Origin of the sequence: Streptomyces sp. V3I7 (genome assembly GCF_030817495.1) — a bacterium.
Lineage (GTDB): Bacteria > Actinomycetota > Actinomycetes > Streptomycetales > Streptomycetaceae > Streptomyces.
Window position 1 is genome coordinate 330,637 of record NZ_JAUSZK010000001.1, and the last position, 14,001, is coordinate 344,637.

Below are 14,001 nucleotides of genomic sequence, written 5' to 3' on the forward strand. Positions count from 1 at the left end.
CGCGCATGCTGTTCAGCCGCCGTGTTGCCCATGCCTAGGGTCGCCTTGACTGGAGAACGGCTCAGCGCGGAGACACACCCAGAAGCCACCAGTCACAGCGGCGGCGTCAGCTGCCGCAACCCGTTCTCCAGCAGCGCGAACGCGTGCTCCGCGTCGGCCACCGCCCCCGGGAACCGTGTGTCGGCTAGCTCCCCGTGCGCCAGACGCGCGGCATTGTCCTGCGCCAACGTCCATTGGATCGCGACGATTTGGACGGCGGCCAAGCGCGCGGTGAGCTCCGGAGTGTCCGCGGTTTCCTCCAACGCCTGGGCAAGCGCACGTTCGGCGCCGGACTTGAACCGTTCCATGCGGGCCACCAGCGAGGGCGCGTCGAGGATCATCCGGGTGAGTCTCAGCACCTGGGGATGATCATTGAGGCCGCTGATCGGGTCCCGCTCGCGCAGCCCGGCGAGGAAGTGCTCGCGTACGGCGGTCAGCGGGGTGGTGTCTGGCGGGCGACTCCGTACGACGCGCGCGAGTTCGGTCTCGTGGTCGGCCAGCCGATGCACCACGAGGTCTTCCTTGGTCGGGAAGTAGGCGAAGAGCGTGCGCTTGGACACCTCGGCCGCCTCGGCCACCTGGGCCACCGACACCTGGTCGAAGCCGCGCTCGAGGAACAGCCCGATCGCCGCATCGGAGATCGCCGCATGGGTCCGCTGCTTCTTTCGCTCCCGCAGCCCTGGCTTGCCGTCCACGGCACACACCGTAACAGATAGCTAACCTCAGAGCATTTTTGCACCTGGTATACATTTACTCCAGGTGCGAGATGAGAGGAAGTGGAGACGTTGGCCGAGATCAAGACCGAGACCGAGACCGAGGTCGAGGTCGAGGTCGTCATCGCGGGCGCCGGCCCGACCGGACTGATGCTGGCGTACGAACTGACCCTGGCCGGGGTCGAGACCCTGGTGCTGGAGAAGCTGCCCCAGCGCGTCGAGCAGGTGAAGGGCGGCGCGATCCAGCCCCGTACCGCCGAACTGCTGGAGTCGCGCGGGCTGCTGGAACCGCTGCTGCACCGGGTCACGTCGCGTGATCCGGCCGGCGGACACTTCGCGATGTTGCCCGTGCCCCTGGACTGCACACCCTGGCGGACCCGGCACCCGTACACGATCGGGATTCCCCAATGGGAGATCGAGGAAGTGCTGGAGAACCACGCGACCGCCGCCGGCGCGCGGATCCTGCGCGGCATCGCCTTCTCGGGGGTCGAGTCGTACGACGACGGCGTGATCGTGAAAGCGGAGGGACTGAAGGTGCGCGCACGCTACCTGGTGGCGTGCGACGGCGGGCACAGCACGGTGCGGAAACAGCTCGGCCTGCCGTTCCCCGGTCGGCCCGGGACCCATCAGGCGGTACTGGCCGACATCCGCCTGTCCGCCGCCTCGTCACTGGTGCCGCAGCAGACGGGCCACATCAGCACCCTGACCCGCCGGGCGGGCAGCTACTGGTCCATGCTGGTCCCGCTCGGCGACGACCGTTACCGGTTCACCTTCGGACGCACTGACGAGACCGACCAGACCGATCACACCGACCACACGAGCAACGACCGCGACGCCCCGATCACCCACGCGGAGATCGCTGCCGCGCTCCAGGCGGTGTACGGCGATGAGACCACCCTCTGCGCCGTGGACAACTCCTCACGTTTCAGCGACGCCACGCGACAACTGGAGAACTACCGCGCGGGCCGCGTCCTGTTCGCGGGCGACGCCGCGCACATCCACCCGCCGCTGGGCGGCCAGGGCCTCAACCTCGGCATACAGGACGCCTTCAATCTGGGGTGGAAGCTGGCCGCAGCCGTCCAGGGCCGCGCACCGAGCAACCTCCTGGACAGCTACCACGCCGAACGGCATCCGGTCGGAGCCCAGGTCCTGCACCACACGTCGGCGCAGCGCGTCCTGGCAGACCCGAACCCGAGCGAGGACGTCGCCGCGCTGCGCGACATCTTCACCGACCTGCTGCGCCTGCCGGACACCAACCGTCACATGGCAGGCCTGATCTCCGGCCTGTCACTGCGGTACGCCCTGCCCGGCGAGCACCCACTCACCGGACAGCGCATGCCGGACACCGATCTGCTCACCGAAGCCGGCCCCGCGCGTTTGTCGGCGCTGCTCACCTCAGGGCACGCCGTCCTGCTGGACCTGGCCAAGGCGGTCCCGGCCGACCTCCGTCTCCCACCACAAGTCGACTTCGTCCGAGCCACCTGCCCTGACGACGTGGGCGCCACTGCCGTGCTCATCCGCCCCGACGGCTACGTCTGCTGGGCCACGAGCGGCTCCACCGCAGACGACGATGCCCTACTCGCCGCAACCACCAGCACCCTCACTACCGTCCGCTGAGCCGGAACACCACCGCCCGATGGCCAGCGCGCGATCGGCGGCCTCACCCGACGTACGACGTGAGGCCTGTGCGTTGCAAACGGTCTCGCCGCCAGTCTGCGTGGACGCCGGCCGACCACCGTGCCGTCAACTCCTGCTCGAGGAGCACCTGGTGGGCAAGCCGGGCACGCGGGCGACGCCTACGACGACCAGGACCAGGATGAAGACGAGCAGGACCGTCCAGGGTGGATCGCATTGCGGATCGGGGAGCTTTCGCAGCGCACAGGAACCTCGCGGCGCATGCTCCGCTATTACGAGGGAACAGGGCCCGTTCGTCCCGTTCGTCTCCAGCCGCGAGGCCAACGGGTACCGGGACCAGGTTCGTCCGAACCGTCAGGCGTCCTTCGGATACCAGCGCAGCTCCACGGTGTTGCCGTCCGGGTCCAGCACGTAGAGGGAAATCGCGGTGCCTCGGGCGCCGAACCGCTCGCCGGGACCGTCCACCACGGTGAAGACGCCGGAGTCGATGACCTCCTGCCAGTCGAGCGGCTCGACCACCAGGCAGATGTGGTCGACGTTGGAGCCCTCCGGCCGCGCGGCGCGCGTCTCGAGCAGGTCGATGATGGTGGTGGGGCTGACCCGCACGGACGGGAAGGAGACCTTGCCCGCCCGCCACTCCTCCACCCGTACCGGCTCCAAGCCCAGAGGGCCGGTGTAGAAGGCGAGCGAACGCTCGATGTCGGCGACGTTCAGGACGAGGTGGTCGAAGTCGATCACGTGCACGGTTGTCTCCGAGGGGTCGGGGCGCTCGGCGCGCCATGGGTGATGCGGGATGCGGTACGACGGAGGCCGACGGAGGGTGACGGCTGAAGACCTCGTCGGTCCCCTACGGCCGGCGCCAACTGCCGCGTCCTGCCATCCGCCCCGCCTGCCTCCGTCTTGAGCATCGCCGAGCTGGCATCCATGAGTCCAACGCATGTTTGTCATCCGATCCATCGTGTTTCACGATGGATCGGATGGACCTCCAGCAGATGCGTTACGTCCTCGCGGTCGCGGAGACCGCGAGCTTCACCCGCGCCGCCGAGCAGTGCCACGTCGTCCAGTCAGCGCTCAGCCACCAGGTGGCCCGGCTGGAGAAGGAACTGGGTGCCCGGCTGTTCGATCGGACCAGCCGCCGGGTGCGGCTGACCACGGCCGGAGAGGCGTTCCTGCCCGCCGCCCGCCAGGCCCTCGAAGCAGCCGAGCGGGCCCGGGCGGAGGTGGCCGCGGCCACCGGTGAGATACGGGGCACGCTGACCGTCGGATCGATCCCCACCGTGGCGGCCGTCGATCTCCCCGCAGTGCTCCGGGACTACCACCAGCGCTACCCCCAGGTACGCATCCGTCTCCGGGCAGGCTCCAGCGAGCGGCTCGTCGAGCAGGTACGCGACGGTGGCCTGGACGCGGCGTTCCTGGGGACGCAGCCCGGGTTCGAGCCGCAGGGCGTGCGCGACAAGGAACTTGCCCAAGGGCAGCACGTCGCGGTGGTCGCGCCGGGCCACCCCTTGGCCGCGCGGCACCAGGTGGACCTGGGCCTCCTCGCCGACGAGGCATTCGTCGACTTCGCCGACGGCAGCGCCGCCCGCGCCCAGTCGGACCAGGCGTTCGCGGCGGCAGGCCTGCGCCGCGAGGTCGCCTTCGAGGTGTCCGGCGTCGAACTCATGGTCCGGATGGTCCGCCAGGGACTGGGCATCGCCCTGCTGCCCTCGACGTACACCGCCGAACTGCACGGACTGCGGTGCGTGCCGGTCGTCAACGGACCGATACGGGTGGAGCGCCTCGTCTGGAGCCGGTTCACCCCGTCGCCCACGGCCGTCGCCTTCCTCTCCCTGCTGGGCGTCCGCACGGCGCCCAGCGCCTGACGCCATGGGGCACCACCCCGAAACTGCGTCGGCCTACGGCCGCGACTGCCCCGGCCGTAGGCCGACGCTCGTATGAGAGTCGAGCGCCCGGGCCGACCGGAGGGTGAAGGATGCGGACGATGCTGGTCCGCTCCCGGCCGGCCAGGGCAGCCGCGCCTTGTCAGGCTAGGACGACCAGGTCGTGGCCGACAGATGCCACACCGGGAGCTGCCCCTGCAGCACTCTCGGAAGATGCTGAGCAGTACCGCCGGGGTCTCCGCGACGCGGCGTCGACGCGGCGTCATCTGTGGATGCGCGGCCTGGGCATCAGGCTGCGTCCACGAGAACGGCCGGACCTACGGCCATGTCAGTACGAGCGTTGATCACCAGGTGGCCGCCGCTGAAGTCCGCTTGGGTCGCCGTGCCCGAACCTCGGTGTCTGTGGGCGACCGGCGGCGGCGCTGGCCGCCACGCCCAGAAGCAGCCCGATGGCGCCGACGACGACGTTGTTCACGATGGTCCTGGTGGTGCTGACATCACCGGCGACGACCCAGGGGGCGATGATGGTCCACACCCCCAGTGCGCACGCGGCCCACGCCATGCTGTGCGTGCGCTCGTACGCGCGGCCGAAACCGCCGCTCATCAAGAGGGCGTAGGCGATGCCGACGATGAGGTTGTTGACCGCCAGCGTCGACACGGTGCTGAACCCTGCGATCCATGGGGAGGCCGCCAGGTAGACCCCTGCGAGGAACGCCAGCGCTTCGATGGCTTGGGCCCTGGGAGTACTGGTGGCGCGCTCCGCCATCTCGTGACGGTTGCGCATGGCGATGATGTCGGGATGGGTTTCCATCGACGGCCTCGGGGAGGTTGTCACCTCCATCACCTCCGATAGTTCGGTCCGATATACAGTTCGGTCGGATATAAGGCGACCAACGGGTACCCCCGCTGCGGAACGATTCACCAGCCCAGCCCACCGGCCAGCGCACGGCCACCCTCCCGCCCTGCGCTGCGGCGCCCGCGGCTCTCTTGCGACCCGGATCAGGAACGGCCCGGCCGGGACAGCGGACGGGACACGCCCAGGCGGACGTCCCGGACGCCCTGGGAGAAGTGCACCACCGGCTCGCCGAGAGGGCCGGGGAGGCCCACTGCGGCGGTCAGTGTCTCCTCCAGCGTCTCGACAGCGGCGGCGGCCAGCGGCCATGGTTCGTGTTCCACGGGCGTCGCCCAGAGAACGCCCATGCTGTGCGTGTACGCCCGCCAGCGCGAGGTCAGCCACACGTCCCGCTCCGTCGGTTCGATCGGCTTGCCGACGTGAACGTCCAGGCGGTAGGAAGCCCGGCCGGTCCACCGCGAGCCGGTGTACGCGACGGTGTCCCCGTCCGCCAGGACGCGCAGGGTCCCCGGATGGTACGGCGCCCCGATGACACGGGCGCCCAGCATCAACGGGCAGGAGACCTCGAGGGACAGGAACCACAACCCGTCCTGCCCGTCCCCGTGCCTGACGTAGGTCCGCAGGTTGGTCTCGGCGACGGTCGGGAGCCCGGGCAGCGTGGGGGGCACGCCGGGAGGGCGCACGCCCGTCATGACAAACGGGGTGAGGCACACCCAGGCGCACCCGTCGTACTCGTCCACGACCAGTCCCTCCGGCAGCAGAGCCTGGACGGACTCCGTCCGACAGGGCCAGTTGACGAACGTCTGCGTCAGCCAGTCGGCGCGCAGCATCGGCGCGCGCACGTGATGCTCCGCTGCGTACGACACCATGGTCGGCGAGTCCCCCTGTTCGACCTGTGGAAACAAGGGATCGTGCTCGGATGGCGCACAGCGCGCTCCAGTCCGACTTCGGACTTGCTCAATCGTCTAGCGTCTGGTCGCCCTGATGCGTTCCACCGTGCCGGCCTTGAGGCGTTCGGTCTCCTCGACCTCGAAGCCGGCCGCTTGCAGCAGGGGCAGTTGGCGTCGGGTGAAGTGCTCGCCCGCCGTACGAGCGGTGATCTGTTCCAGCAGCCACTGCAAGGCATAGACAGGCGGCCAGGTGCTGTTGATGTGGTCGAGCAGCAGGAGGGTGCCGCGGGGTCTGAGTACGCGGGCCATCTCGCGCAGGGCCTCGGCCGGCTCCGGGATACTGCACAGGGCGAGGGCGCAGACGACGGTGTCGAAACTGCCGTTCTCGAACGGGAGCGCCTGGGCGTCCCCTTCCAGCAGTTCGGCGTCGATGCCGAGGTCCGCGGCGCGGCGGCGGGCGATGCCGAGCATCGCCGGGCTGAGATCGATGCCGGTGATCCGTGTGCCGGGCGCGTAGTGGGGCAGACTGCGGCCGGTCCCGACGGCCACCTCCAGCACACGGCCCGTGGCACGCGCGCCGATCCACTCACGGCCGCCGCCGAACTGGACGCGTTCGAAGAAGGCGATCTGCCGGTCGTATTCCGGCGCCATCCTGTTCCAGACGCGGACCTGCCGCGCGGTCGCTCTGTCGCGCGCCGTCCCGCCCGTGACGCCCGTGTCGCCAGGTCGTCTGGTCATCGGTTGGCCCTCCTTCCCCGCCTGCCGGGACTCTTACGGCCGGCAGCACGGGCCATCTGTAGCCTGCCCGGCGGCGTGCGGGTCAGGCCGTGACGGGATCAGTGGTCCTGAGCCGCCTGGCCGTCGCCATCGTCGCCACTCGGGCCGAGCCGCACACAGCATTCGCCCGGCTCTGGGGCGAGGACGGCCTGGAGGCCGTTGACCTTGAGGCCGTCGAGGTAGCCGCTGAGGAAGGCGTGGTTCATGCCGCACACCAGGTCGGGCGCCTTTGCGGCCAGCGGATGGAAGGGGCAGTTGCGCAGCCGGAGGTGAGTGGGGGTTTCCCGTACGGGTTCGTAGCCATATTCGTCCAGCAGTTGCTCGCAGGCGGTCAAGCCCCGCTCGGGGCCCAGTCGGCCCGGGCGGATCTCGTCCCGCGCGCCCTCGCCCAGTTCACGACCACGCTGCTCGGCGGTCCGCATGGCTGACTGAGTGGCGTTCTCGTCGGCGCCCTCGGTCAGGACGGCATCCAGGAGCAGGTCCGCCAGGAGTTCGTGGCGCCGGTCGGGGATGCTCACGGTGATCTGGGCGCGGGTGGGCTCGTACACCTTCGGCTGCCTGCCGACCTTGCGGATCCCGCCGGGCGATTCGTAGCGCGCCCGCAGCAGGCCTGCGTCGACCAGCTTGTCGAGGTGGAAGGCGGCGAGCTTGCGGGAGATGCCGACGCTGGCGGCGGCCTCGTCCCGTGTCACAGCGCGGGAAGCGCGCCGGATGAAGGCGAACATGCGCCGCCGCGAGTCCTCGCTCAGGACGCTGACGGAGTCGATGGCGCTGTGGGCCGCGCCGGCCCGCGTACTCGGATCGAAAGCCACACGACCACGGTAACGCCCACCTGCATAGGCGCAAGCGGTCTTCACTCGTCGTGGACTGTACGCCTTGACGCCCACCGGCAATAAGACCAAGATTCATTGGTGAAACCAGAGGAGGTCGCGATGACCCGTGAGTCACAACTTGAGGCGAAGCGTCCGGTCAGCGCCTCGCTCGCCGGCCCGTACGGCCACCCGTTCCACCCGATCCTGGTGACCGTGCCGATCGGCGCCTGGGTGACCAGCCTGGTGTTCGACATCGCGTCCCACGTCGTGCACCGTCCCGGATTCCTGACCCAGTCCTCGGAGTGGCTGATCGCGGTCGGTGTGATCGGTGCGCTGCTGGCCGCCATGGTCGGATTCCTCGACCTGTTCGCCATCCCCGCCGGCACCCCGGCCTTCCGCACCGCCCTGGTGCACATGACGCTGAACCTGCTGGTGACGGCCGCCTACGTCGTCAACTTCCTGTGGCGCCACGGCGACTACACCGGCGGCGGAAGCGTCGGGATCGGACAGCTCGTGCTGTCCGCGATCAGCGTGGCGGTCCTGGGCGTCTCGGGATTCCTGGGCGGCAGGCTCGCCTACCGCTACGGCGTGCGCGTCGCCGACGAGACAACCCAGGCCGAGGGATACACCCCCGACCACAGCCGCGCGAGCAGAAGCGCCGCCGGCATGCCCGAGTGACCCGGCCCCTCAGCCCCGCTTCCTCATCCCCGCTTCGGCGGTCGGCCTCTTCCGGCCGCCTTCGACACCAATCTCACCCGGGAGTTCCCATGGACATCGCCGCGCTGATCACCTGGGTGGTCACCGCTCTCGGCGGCTTCTACATGCTCGGCATGTGGATCCAACGTGGCGGAATCCGGCAACAGCGAACCGGCGCCAGCCGCCTGCCCGCCCCTGTCGTGTTCGGCCACTTCGCCCTGGCCGCCGTCGGACTCGTGGTCTGGATCATCTACGTCGTGGCCGACATGGCCGCCCTGGCGTGGACCGCGTTCGGCCTGCTGTTGCCGGTCGCGCTGCTGGGGTTCGTCATGCTGGCCCGCTGGGTCCCCGTCTACCGCGACCGGGCCGCATCCGCGGCAACGGCTCAGGGACCCGAATCCACCGTCCCCGCCGAACGGCACTTCCCGGTGGTGGTCGTACTGGCACACGGCCTGCTCGCCGTGGTCACCCTCGTCCTGGTCCTGCTCACCGCCCTCGGCATCGGGGGAAGCTGACATGCCCGAGCTCCCCATCCGTACCAACGCCCGAACAGATCTGCCTGACGAGGCCGAAACGGCACCTGCCCGGCCCGCCCTGCGGGTCGTCCACGAGCTCGGAGGCGTCGACCTGGCCGCAGCGGAAGCCGCGGCCGGCCAGTTCCTCAACGCCCTCGGGATCTCCACCTCCTCGGAGAGCCTGCGCGGCACACCGGGGCGGATGGCTCGCGCGTACGCCGAGCTGTTCAGCCCGCGCCCCTTCGACCTGACCACGTTCCCCAACGACGAGGGCTACGACGAACTCGTGCTGGCCCGCCGTATCCCCGTCCGGACCGTCTGCGAACACCATCTGCTGCCGATCGTCGGCACCGCACACGTCGGCTACCTGCCCGGCGCCCGGATCCTGGGCCTGTCCAAACTGGCCCGGGTGGTCGAGCACTTCGCCTGCCGCCCCCAGGTACAGGAGCGCCTGACCAAGCAGGTCGCCGACTGGCTGCAGGACCATCTGGAGCCCAAGGGCGTGGGTGTGGTCATCGAGGCCGAACACGCCTGCATGACCCTGCGCGGCGTCCAGGCCACCGGCTCCAGCACCATGACCTCCACGCTGCTCGGCCTGCTGCGCTCCGACGCCAGTTCCCGCAGCGAATTCCTCGGCCTGACCGGAGCAACCTCATGACCACGGCACCCCACTGAGCCCAGGGCGCACTCATCCGCGCTTGCGAACCAGCGTGTGGGTCAGCGGGCATCAGGCTGCCGGTACCGGCGGCCTGATGCCCGCAGGACTGAACGGTGGGGGCGAGTGCGGGCAAACCGTGGCGCTGAAGGTCGACGGTGATCGCCCGTATGCCACTCGCTTGCGGTATCCGTGACAGCCCGCTCGGCCGGCAGCCTCAGCAGGCAAACCCAGGCATCAGCTCCACTCCACGTGACCTGCGCCCTGCAAGGGTGACAACAACAAGATCATTCTGATCAAGCGGCAGATGTACGGTCACGCCCGCTTCCCGCTCCTGCGCCGGCGCGTCCTGCTTGCGAGAGCCGTTCACGTACAGTCCCGGTCATCGCTGTTCCTCCCGGGCCCGCCGGGCACGGAGCACAGCGGCTTCCTTGTCCGCGTCGATGCCGAGCGGGATCTTCCCCTGCCGGTACGGCTTGTCGGTCGGGCCGCGCTCGCGCAGCCACCGCCAGGTGTCGGCGACGGTCTCGGCGAGCGGGCGGCAGCGCAGGCCCGCGGCGTCGGCGCGGACCGTGGACGCCGACCAGACCCCGGCCATGGCCGGCTGGTCGGGCGCCCAGAACGGCAGCTCGGTCCACGGCCCGACCTCGTGATCGAGCAGCAACTCGTCAGCGGTCCAGTGCAGTTGGGCCCCGGCGCCGGTCACCTCCGCGCACGCCGCGAAGAGGCTGCCGAGGCTCTCGGCGCCCTGGGGTCCGGCGACGAGGTAGTGGCCTGCGCCGCCCGCTTCCAAGAGCCGAGTGCCGAACGCGGCGATGTCGCGCGCGTCGATCAGCTGGACGGGCCGTTCGGGGCCGCCGGGGACGAGGACATCGCCGCCACGCGCCATGCGCTCCAGCCACCACAGCAGTCGCCCCGGACTCTCGCGCGGACCGACGATGATACCAGGGTTGAGGATGACCGTACGCCCCTCGAAGAAGGCCTCGACGGCGCGCTCGCAGCCGGCCTTCAGAGCGTTGCCGGGGACATCGTCGACGGCCGCGTCGGGGGCGCAGGCGTGCCGCGGCGACTCCTCGTCGACGGGGGCCGCGGGCCAGTCGGCGTAGGCGTGGAAGGAGGAGACGAAGAGGTAGGCGTCGGCGCGGCCGCTGAGGGTGCGGGCGCTGAGGCCGACGGTGCGCGGGTGCTGTCCGCCGGCATCGATCACGGCGTCCCACGGGCCGTGCTCGGTGAGCGCCACAAGAGCGGCCGGGTCCTCTCGATCGCCGCGCACCACGTGCGTGCCGGGCAGGTCGGGGCCGGACTTGCCGCGATTGAACACGGTGACGTCGTAGCCGCGCCCGACGGCCTCCTCCACGAAGGCCCGGCCGAGGAAGACCGAACCGCCGATTACTAGGAAGCGCATACCAGATCCTGTCCGTCGATTCCTGAAGTGGAGTGGGCTGCTCGGGCGTTGGCCAGTGTGTCCTTGAACCCCATGCGGACCGGCAGGTCGAACATCCGCAGTTTGCGGGCCGGGTCCATGGGCGTGGCGAGGGCCTGGTTACCGTCGCGCAGGTCGACCGAGGCCCACAGCGGAGCCCGGGGCGCCGTCCGGGTGGGCCACAGGCGGGCGGCGGGGTCGACGGCGGGGCGCGGGGCGCGCGCATAGCGGGCGTAGGGCATGGCGGAGCCGCGTTGCGGGTTCCACCAGGGTTGCTGCGACGACATAGGCGTTCCTTCCTGATCTGCGTGGTGCTCCGACTGCCCGGGGCGGGGAATGAGCCGTGACGGCTTGGGGGTTGAGCCGCGTGGGGCCGTCGGTCTCGTCGAGGGCCGTCGGTTGGCTCAGCCGGTGAGTGCCTTGCGGTCGACCTTGCCGTTCGCGTTCAGCGGGAAGGCCTCCTGGTGGACGAAACGGCCGGGGATCATGTAGACGGGCAGCTGTTCGCGCAGGAAGGACGTCAGTTCCGCCGTCGGGACCTCGTTTCCGGTGTAGTGGGCGACGAGCGTGTCGCCGAGTTCGCCCGCGCGGGCCACGGTCACAGCCTCGCGGATGGCCGGGTGCCGGGTGAGCGCGGCCTCGATCTCCCCCACCTCGATCCGGTGGCCGCGCACCTTGACCTGGTCGTCGACGCGGCCGAGGAACACCAGGGAACCGTCCTCGGTGCGCACCCGGTCGCCCGTGCAGTACCAGTGCCGCTCGGTGACGGGCTCCTCGCCGGTGTGGATGCGGGCGGGGTGGCCCTCCTCCCAGGTGAGGAAGCGGCCCGCGTCGCCGGCCGGGTCGAGGTAGCCGTCGAAGCGCTGGTTGCCGCGCACGCACAGTTCGCCGGGGTCAGAGGGGTGGCCGTCCTCGCCGAGCAGGACGTACTCGAGATGCGGCAGCACCTGGCCGATCGGCATGGTGCCGTTGGAGCCCGGAGCTCGCAGGACGCCGCGCTCGCCGAGGCGCTGGCCGGTGCAGATGATGGAGACCTCGGTGGGGCCGTAGAGGTTGTGCAGTTCCGCGTACGGGGCTGCGGCCGCCCACTGTTCGGCCTGTGCGGCGATGAGGCGTTCGCCGCCGAACACGATCAGGCGCAGCGAGGGCATGGAGCCCGGGGCGAGCGCTCCGACGCGGGCCGCGATGTCGCCGACGGAGGGGACGCAGAACCAGTGCGTGATCTGCTTGTCGCGCACGAACGAGGAGGCGCGGGCGATGTCGTCGACGCGCGGGACGACGAGGGCGGCGCCGCACCCCCAGGTGACGAAGAGCTCGTACACCGCGACGTCAAAGGTGAGTTCGACGTTCTGCGAGGTGCGGTCGTCGGGTCCGAAACCGTACCCCTTGATCATCCACTCGATGAGGGGGACGACGTTGCGATGCCGGATGGGCACGCCGCGCGGGTGTCCGGTGGAGCCCGAGGTATGCAGGATGTACGCGATGCCGTCCGCCGGGGCGGCGACCGATGCGGCGCTCGCGGCCGGCTGCCCGGCCGGTTCGTCCGGTTCGCTCAGCTCGTCATCGACTACAGGTAGCAGCAACGCCACCTGCCCTGCGGTCAGTTGGTCGCGCTGCTTGGCGCCCGCCTGGTCGAGGACGATCAGGTCGACATCGGCCGAGGTGGCGATCTCCAGGTTGCGGGCCGTGGGGAACGTCGGGTTCATCGGGACGACGGTCGCGCCGAGGCGCAATGCGGCCAGGTAGCCGACGTAGGTGGGCAGACTGCGGCCGGCGAGGATGCCCACCCGGGTGGGCACACCACCGTGTTCCTCGGTGATGCGGGCGGCGAGGCGCCCCGCGGACTGCTCCAGTTCCGCGTAGGTGAGCCGGTGGCCTTGGACTTCGAGGGCCGTGCGGCCGGGGTGGGCGGCGGCGCTGTCCGCGAACAGCTGGTAGAGGGTGCGGGTGGTCATCTCGATTCCTTCGCTGTACGGAGCTGAACGAGGCTGTGCGGCAGGTGAGCGCGTGGCGGGCGGGTACGGGCCGGTCGGGCGCGGGCCGGTGCGGGCGGCTATCCCCAGCCGGGGCGCTCGGTGATCTCAAGAACGGCGCAGGCCCAGCTGAAGCCGATGCCGCTGCCCGCCAGGACGACCTTGTCGCCGGCGCGCAGCGCACCGGTCTCGGCGAGGTGGGTGAGGCCGCCGAACTGGTCCCCCGCTCCGGCGTGTCCGATGCCGCTGCCCCACTGCCAGGTGGTGCGCTCCTCCTCGATGCCGAACGTGTCGAGGTAGTCCCACTGCACCAGGGACTTGCCGACGTTGGGGAAGACGAAGCGGGCGATGCCGTCGAGGTCCGTACCGGCGTCTTCGAGGGCGCCCTTGACCACGTTCTGCAGGCCCGCGGTGCAGCGCAGCGCCACCTCGGGCAGACCGATCCGGTCCATGTACTCCCGCTTGCGCTCGCGCAGGTCGAGCGGCAGGCCGGTGGAGAAGGGCGCGTCCGTGAACTTCTCGCCCCGGTACATCTCCTCCAGGTCCGGATCGGAGTCCGCCGCCGTGGCAAGGACACGGGCGAAGCCGCCGCGCCGGGAGACGACGGCGGCCGAGCCGCCGTCGCCGAGCACCATCCACTTGTCGCTGTTGTACCGGTCGTAGACCGGCGGGCAGAACTTGTCGGCCGTGGTGACCAGGACGGCGTCCCGGATGTCCTGGCCGTTGCGGGCGGACAGGTGCGACAGGGCCAGGTCGAGCCCGGCGAGGCCGCCGTTGGAGCCCTGCTTGATCTCCACGGCGGGCCCCCGGCCCCCGGTGACCTGGTGCTGGACGTAGGAGGCGGGGGTCCAGTGGTCCTGGCCCTGGTGGTGCACGGTCGCGTGCAGGACGAGGCCGATGTCCTCGCCGGTGTGCCGGGAACGGGCCAGGGCCGGGCGGGCGGCGGCCACGGCCATGTCGGCGGCGCACAGGTCGCCGCCGACGCTGATCGACCGGTAGCCGTTCCGCTCGTGCTCAAGGGCGTCGTAGCGCCCTTCCGTGACCGCCTGGGCGCAGTCGTCCCGCTTGGGGAAGCAGGAGCCGGTTCCGGCGATGTACATGTCGTTCCAGCGCATGGCCTCGCGGCCCCCTTTCAACGGT

At 70.4% G+C, this 14,001-nt stretch carries 15 protein-coding genes and 1 pseudogene; 6 read left to right on the top strand and 10 right to left on the bottom strand.

Translation table 11 applies throughout. From position 1 onward, the window contains the following. Nucleotides 1-92: 92 nt before the first annotated feature. On the bottom strand, nt 93-734 hold the full coding sequence (locus tag QFZ74_RS01570; RefSeq protein WP_307618966.1) for a TetR/AcrR family transcriptional regulator: 642 nt from the start codon (nt 732-734) through the stop codon (nt 93-95). Between the two features lie 81 nt (nt 735-815). Between QFZ74_RS01570 and QFZ74_RS01575 the strand changes: the two genes are divergently transcribed. Both QFZ74_RS01575 and QFZ74_RS01580 read left to right on the top strand, forming a co-directional pair. Continuing rightward, complete coding sequence (locus QFZ74_RS01575; RefSeq protein ID WP_307618967.1) at nt 816-2,369, top strand: FAD-dependent monooxygenase; 1,554 nt, start codon at nt 816-818, stop codon at nt 2,367-2,369. A gap of 120 nt (nt 2,370-2,489) precedes the next feature. Continuing rightward, nucleotides 2,490-2,702: pseudogene (locus tag QFZ74_RS01580) on the top strand (MerR family DNA-binding transcriptional regulator); the annotation flags it as partial. Nucleotides 2,703-2,741: 39 nt separating this feature from the next. On the opposite strand, the gene QFZ74_RS01585 reads toward QFZ74_RS01580, so the two are convergent. After that, entirely contained in the window at nt 2,742-3,131 is a 390-nt protein-coding gene (locus QFZ74_RS01585) for a VOC family protein (protein WP_307618968.1), read from the bottom strand. 233 nt (nt 3,132-3,364) lie between these two features. Between QFZ74_RS01585 and QFZ74_RS01590 the strand changes: the two genes are divergently transcribed. Next, nucleotides 3,365-4,249 carry a LysR family transcriptional regulator gene (locus tag QFZ74_RS01590; protein WP_307618969.1) on the top strand — a complete coding sequence of 295 codons (885 nt, stop codon included), beginning with the start codon at nt 3,365-3,367 and terminating at the stop codon, nt 4,247-4,249. 346 nt (nt 4,250-4,595) lie between these two features. Here QFZ74_RS01590 and QFZ74_RS01595 read toward each other — a convergent pair whose 3' ends face one another. The 4 genes from QFZ74_RS01595 to QFZ74_RS01610 all read right to left on the bottom strand — a co-directional run bounded on the left by QFZ74_RS01595 (nt 4,596) and on the right by QFZ74_RS01610 (nt 7,599). Continuing rightward, nucleotides 4,596-5,078: an SPW repeat protein gene (locus QFZ74_RS01595; protein WP_307624013.1), complete on the bottom strand. Its 483-nt coding sequence runs from the start codon at nt 5,076-5,078 to the stop codon at nt 4,596-4,598. Nucleotides 5,079-5,266: 188 nt separating this feature from the next. Further along, nucleotides 5,267-5,989, bottom strand: coding sequence for a YqjF family protein (locus QFZ74_RS01600; RefSeq protein WP_307618970.1), 723 nt, complete (start codon nt 5,987-5,989; stop codon nt 5,267-5,269). 96 nt (nt 5,990-6,085) lie between these two features. After that, a complete protein-coding gene (locus QFZ74_RS01605) occupies nt 6,086-6,748 on the bottom strand; it encodes a class I SAM-dependent methyltransferase (RefSeq protein ID WP_307618971.1) in 663 nt (220 codons plus the stop codon). 98 nt (nt 6,749-6,846) lie between these two features. Continuing rightward, nucleotides 6,847-7,599 (bottom strand): metalloregulator ArsR/SmtB family transcription factor, encoded by a 753-nt coding sequence (locus tag QFZ74_RS01610; RefSeq protein ID WP_307618972.1) that lies wholly within the window; start codon nt 7,597-7,599, stop codon nt 6,847-6,849. 120 nt (nt 7,600-7,719) lie between these two features. Here QFZ74_RS01610 and QFZ74_RS01615 point away from each other — a divergent pair, with 120 nt between their 5' ends. The 3 genes from QFZ74_RS01615 to folE all read left to right on the top strand — a co-directional run bounded on the left by QFZ74_RS01615 (nt 7,720) and on the right by folE (nt 9,468). Next, the gene (locus QFZ74_RS01615; RefSeq protein ID WP_307618973.1) at nt 7,720-8,277 is read left to right on the top strand and encodes a DUF2231 domain-containing protein; all 558 of its coding nucleotides are present in this window, start codon (nt 7,720-7,722) and stop codon (nt 8,275-8,277) included. A gap of 89 nt (nt 8,278-8,366) precedes the next feature. After that, entirely contained in the window at nt 8,367-8,810 is a 444-nt protein-coding gene (locus QFZ74_RS01620; protein ID WP_307618974.1) for a hypothetical protein, read from the top strand. Between the two features lies 1 nt (nt 8,811). Next, on the top strand, nt 8,812-9,468 hold the full coding sequence (gene folE, locus QFZ74_RS01625; protein WP_307618975.1) for a GTP cyclohydrolase I FolE: 657 nt from the start codon (nt 8,812-8,814) through the stop codon (nt 9,466-9,468). Nucleotides 9,469-9,847: 379 nt separating this feature from the next. On the opposite strand, the gene QFZ74_RS01630 is transcribed toward folE, so the two are convergent. The 4 genes from QFZ74_RS01630 to QFZ74_RS01645 all read right to left on the bottom strand — a co-directional run bounded on the left by QFZ74_RS01630 (nt 9,848) and on the right by QFZ74_RS01645 (nt 13,976). Then, nucleotides 9,848-10,870: an NAD-dependent epimerase/dehydratase family protein gene (locus QFZ74_RS01630; RefSeq protein WP_307618976.1), complete on the bottom strand. Its 1,023-nt coding sequence runs from the start codon at nt 10,868-10,870 to the stop codon at nt 9,848-9,850. Next, nucleotides 10,858-11,175, bottom strand: a complete 318-nt coding sequence (locus QFZ74_RS01635; RefSeq protein ID WP_373462335.1) for a hypothetical protein — start codon at nt 11,173-11,175, stop codon at nt 10,858-10,860. The genes QFZ74_RS01630 and QFZ74_RS01635 overlap by 13 nt, the downstream gene beginning before the upstream one ends. A gap of 117 nt (nt 11,176-11,292) precedes the next feature. After that, on the bottom strand, nt 11,293-12,843 hold the full coding sequence (locus QFZ74_RS01640; protein WP_307618977.1) for an amino acid adenylation domain-containing protein: 1,551 nt from the start codon (nt 12,841-12,843) through the stop codon (nt 11,293-11,295). A 98-nt stretch (nt 12,844-12,941) separates the two neighbouring features. After that, nucleotides 12,942-13,976 (bottom strand): ketoacyl-ACP synthase III family protein, encoded by a 1,035-nt coding sequence (locus QFZ74_RS01645; RefSeq protein ID WP_307618978.1) that lies wholly within the window; start codon nt 13,974-13,976, stop codon nt 12,942-12,944. Nucleotides 13,977-14,001: the final 25 nt, after the last annotated feature.

Coding starts and splice junctions, on each gene's coding strand:
- QFZ74_RS01600 (WP_307618970.1), bottom strand. CDS start 5,989: ATGGTGTCGTACGCAGCGGAGCATCACGTGCGCGCGCCGATGCTGCGC.
- QFZ74_RS01640 (WP_307618977.1), bottom strand. CDS start 12,843: ATGACCACCCGCACCCTCTACCAGCTGTTCGCGGACAGCGCCGCCGCC.
- QFZ74_RS01605 (WP_307618971.1), bottom strand. CDS start 6,748: ATGACCAGACGACCTGGCGACACGGGCGTCACGGGCGGGACGGCGCGC.
- QFZ74_RS01645 (WP_307618978.1), bottom strand. CDS start 13,976: ATGCGCTGGAACGACATGTACATCGCCGGAACCGGCTCCTGCTTCCCC.
- QFZ74_RS01595 (WP_307624013.1), bottom strand. CDS start 5,078: ATGGAAACCCATCCCGACATCATCGCCATGCGCAACCGTCACGAGATG.
- QFZ74_RS01630 (WP_307618976.1), bottom strand. CDS start 10,870: ATGCGCTTCCTAGTAATCGGCGGTTCGGTCTTCCTCGGCCGGGCCTTC.
- QFZ74_RS01635 (WP_373462335.1), bottom strand. CDS start 11,175: ATGTCGTCGCAGCAACCCTGGTGGAACCCGCAACGCGGCTCCGCCATG.
- QFZ74_RS01615 (WP_307618973.1), top strand. CDS start 7,720: ATGACCCGTGAGTCACAACTTGAGGCGAAGCGTCCGGTCAGCGCCTCG.
- QFZ74_RS01620 (WP_307618974.1), top strand. CDS start 8,367: ATGGACATCGCCGCGCTGATCACCTGGGTGGTCACCGCTCTCGGCGGC.
- QFZ74_RS01590 (WP_307618969.1), top strand. CDS start 3,365: ATGGACCTCCAGCAGATGCGTTACGTCCTCGCGGTCGCGGAGACCGCG.
- folE (WP_307618975.1), top strand. CDS start 8,812: ATGCCCGAGCTCCCCATCCGTACCAACGCCCGAACAGATCTGCCTGAC.